This window comes from Kitasatospora sp. NPDC007106 (assembly GCF_040634455.1).
Lineage (GTDB): Bacteria > Actinomycetota > Actinomycetes > Streptomycetales > Streptomycetaceae > Kitasatospora > Kitasatospora arboriphila.
In genome coordinates, this window is sequence record NZ_JBEYFP010000572.1 from 1 (window position 1) to 3936 (window position 3936).

Genomic DNA, 3936 nt, shown 5'->3' on the forward strand with positions numbered 1-3936 from the left:
CACCCCGGGGGTGTTGTCCACGAAATTGGTGATCAGCCAGTTCAGGTTCTGTGCGGCCTGGCTCATCTGACTCAACTCAACGCTCCTGGTGGTTCGAGCCGCCGAAGAGATCGGTGCTGCTGTTCTGGTTGCTGCCGCGACCCTGGTTCGGGTCGAAGCGGAAGCTGCCGGTGGCCCCCGGGTCACCGCCGGCGCTGCGGCCCTGCTCGACGCCGCGGCGCAGGTTGGTCAGGCGGCCGCGGACCTCCTCCGGGTTGCGGGAGACCTGCGGGCCTTCCTGCGGAGTCGGCTTGGCGTTGCCGGGCACGAGGTTCTGCTTGGGCACCCGGCGCGGCAGGCCGGCCTGGGTGGTGCCGGCGGACGAGGGCTCGCGGACCTGCTCGGCCCGCTGCCAGCCGCCGTCGTTGGCGGACTGCCAGGCGCTCGACGCGGTCGGGCCGGTCGGGCCGTAGCCGCCGAGCGCGGACACGTCGTGGCCGCGGTTGTCACCGGCGGGGTCGGAGGTGTCCTTGGCGCCGGCGAACCAGTTCGGCTTCTCGTCGCCGCCGCCGAAGGCACCGGCACCGGCACCGCCGCCGGCCAGCTGCTGGCCGGGGCGACGCTGCGGGAGACCGCCGGCCGTGGCCGCCGGGGGCAGCGCGGGCTGCTCGTCGGCCCCGTACGGGTGTCCGGCGGGCTGGTCGGCCTCGTACTGCCCCTCGTAGCCGTACGGCTGGTAGGCGTCGTCCTGGGCGCCCTGCTGCTGCGGGATGCCCTGGTAGCCGTTCTGGTCGTACTGGCCCTGGAACTGGTCGTAGCCGTCCTGGCCGTAGCCCTGCTCCTGGTAGCCGTTCTGGTCGTACTGGCCCTGGTACTGGTCGTAGCCGTCCTGCGCGTACTGGTCCTGGCCGTAGCCCTGGTCCTGGTAGCCGGACTGCTCGTAGCCCTGGGGCTGGTACTCGTCCGCGTAGGGGGCCTCGGTGGTCTCGACCGCCTCGGCGTCGATGACCTCGTCGTGCGGGCCGGCCTCGATGGCGGCGGCACGGCGGCGCTGCGAGCGCTGCATGGACTCCAGCGCGGGGCTGAAGCCGCCGTTGCCGGCGCCGGTCAGGTGGTCGTCGAAGCCGAGCTCGGCGGCGCTGCGCTGGCTCCAGTCGTCCTGCCAGGCCTGGGTCGGCTCCTGCTCGGAGAAGATCCGGGAGACGGTGAACTGCTCCTCCGGCTCCGGCGCGGCGTTCATCTGGGTCAGGCCAATCGGGAGCATGACCAGCGAGGTGGTGCCGGCGGACTCGCCCGACGGGCGCAGCTGCACGCGGATGTCGTGCCGCTGGGACAGCCGGCCGACCACGAAGAGGCCCATGCGGCGCGAGATGGTCGCGTCGACCGTGGGCGGCTCGGCCAGCTTCTCGTTGATCTCCGCGAAGTCGTCGGCGGTGAGGCCGATGCCCTTGTCGTGGATCTCGACCAGGACGCGGCCGTCCGGCAGGCGGGTGGCGTTGACCAGGACGCGGGTCTGCGGGCTGGAGAACGTGGTGGCGTTCTCCAGCAGCTCGGCGAGCAGGTGGACGAGGTCGGTCACGGCGGCGCCGACGACCTCGGCCTCCGGGATGCCGGCGAGCTCGATGCGCTCGTACTGCTCCACCTCGGAGGCGGCGGCACGGAGCACGTCGACCAGCGGGACGGGGGTGTTCCAGCGGCGGCCGGGCTCCTCGCCCGCGAGGACGAGGAGGTTCTCACCGTTGCGGCGCATACGGGTCGCGAGGTGGTCCAGCTTGAAGAGGTTCTCCAGCTGGTCCGGGTCGGCCTCGTTGTTCTCCAGGTCGGTGATCAGCGCCAGCTGGCGCTGGATCAGGCTCTGGCTGCGGCGCGACAGGTTGGAGAAGATCGCGTTCAGGTTGCCTCGGAGCAGGGCCTGCTCGGCCGCGAGCGACACCGCCTGCGAGTGGACCTGGTCGAACGCGCGGGCGACCTCGCCGATCTCGTCCTTGCCGCGCAGCGGGATCGGCTCGACCGAGGTGTCGACCCGGTCCGGGTCGGTCTTGGAGAGCTTCTCGACCAGGTCGGGCAGACGGTGGTTGGCGATGTCCAGCGCGGCGGTGTTCAGGGTGCGCATGCCGAGGATCATCGAGCGGGCGATGAAGCCGGTGAGCAGACCGGCGAGCGCCAGCGCGGCGATCACGATGCCGGAGTTGAGGAAGGCGTCCGTCTGGGCGCGGTCCTTGATGTTCTGCGCGTCGCCGACGACCTCGTTGAGGAGGGCGGATTCCGTGGCGCGCAGGGCGTTCATGTGGCCGGCGGCGGCCTGGTTCCAGTTCTGGACGGTCAGACCGGCGTTCTTCGCGTTCTCGAAGAGCCGCTCCGCCGCCTCCTTGCCGTCCTGCTGGCCGCGCATGGCGGCGTCGGAGTAGGCCAGGCCGATGTTCATCAGGCCGTTGACGGTCGGGATGCTCTGGTTGTCGGGCATCCGCAGCGGGGCGCGCTGGTCGGCCGCGGCCTGGGCGACCAGGGCGTCGGCGTAGACCTTGGCGTCGTCCGCGGTGGAGCCGGTGGAGAACTCGCTGATGGCGGTCGTCTCGAGCTTGCTCGCCACCAGGAGCGAGATGATCAGTTCCTGGTTCTCGTACTTGGTGACGGTGCCCTGGGCGATGCCGGCGAGCAGGTTGACCATCAGCGCGCGCTGGGTCGAGGCGGAGGCCTTGGCCAGCGACATGGCGTAGATCGCGCGGCCCTTGCTGGTGACGCTGGAGGAGCCGAAGCCGACGGAGTTGTCGATGGCCAGCAGCGGGGCGAACATCACCGAGTACGCGGCCTGGGTGGCCGAGGCGAGCAGCTCCGGCTTGTAGGCGTTCTCGCGCAGGTGCGGCAGGAAGACGACGAGCTGCTGGAAGGCCGCGTCGCGGCGCTTGAGCGTGTCGTCGTCGGAGATCTTGCCGTAGGCCGTGTTGTACGCCTTGAGGGCGTCGTCGGTCTTCTTGCGGAGTTCGCCGAGCCGGCCCTGCGGGTCGGAGCCGGTGAGGATCGGCACGATCGAGAGGTCGCGCTCGTTCTCCAGGGCGTCCGCGAGGTCGGTCGCGGCGTGCGCGAGCTTCGCGGTCTTCACCGCGCGGTCGGCCTTGTGGAAGTCGTCCAGCGAGGTGTTGACGCGCAGGCCGCCGAAGACCAGGCCGATGATGACCGGCACGAGCAGGATGGCGATCAGGCGGGTCGGCACGCGCCAGTTCCGGGGGGCCAGGAACTCGTACCGGCCGCCGCTCTCACCGCCGGCCTCGGAGGCGCCGGACGTGCCGGTCGGCCCCGTGGCGCCGCCCGGGCGGTTGCCCGGGCCGCTGAGTATCTGGGTCGGCGGGCCGGCGGCGCCGCGCGGCTGCGGCCGGTCCTCGGCCGCCGTGAACGCGGAGAAGCCGGCCGGTGCCTGACCGCCGGGTCCCTGCTCGTTCGGGCGGGGCTCGGACCGCCGCTGCGGGGTGTCTGGCTGCTTACGCCTCACTCGACAACAACCTCTCGGCCGATGGTGCGGCCATGAATCAATCCAGCGGCTACCCCCGCCGGCCGCAGCCCGCTGCTGGGTGGAACTGCCATATGGGGTGACTACGGGGTAGCTGGAATTTCAGCACGTGGAGGGATGCGGGACAAACAGCTCTCCGTACCCGAGATGTGCCGAATAAATCGGACATTTAGGGACAGTTGTGGAGCAAGTGGAAGGTCGACAGTGCACAGTGGATCGAGAACCTCACACTGTGTCGCTGTTGATCTCGAAATGCCTACCGAACTGTTATCGACGGAGAAACGCGCGCCCGCTCCCGTGCCCGTGGGGGCACCGGAGCGGGCGCGCTGCATCATCCGTCCTGGGTTCCTGTCCTACCGGAGGCGGGCCAGGAGGGCGTGCTCGACGAGGGTGATGAGGGCGCTCTTGGCGCTGTCCCGGCGTCGGGCGTCGAGGGTGATGATGGGGGTGTC

1 protein-coding gene and 2 pseudogenes are annotated in these 3936 nt (G+C 70.6%); all 3 read right to left on the bottom strand.

Features of this window, described 5'->3' with window-relative positions; translation table 11 throughout:
* Positions 1-66, bottom strand: a pseudogene (locus ABZ641_RS28600) (roadblock/LC7 domain-containing protein); the annotation flags it as partial.
* Positions 67-76: 10 nt separating this feature from the next.
* Positions 77-3466, bottom strand: coding sequence for a nitrate- and nitrite sensing domain-containing protein (locus ABZ641_RS28605; RefSeq protein WP_359986323.1), 3390 nt, complete (start codon positions 3464-3466; stop codon positions 77-79).
* Between the two features lie 371 nt (positions 3467-3837).
* Positions 3838-3936: pseudogene (locus ABZ641_RS28610) on the bottom strand (ATP-binding protein); the annotation flags it as partial.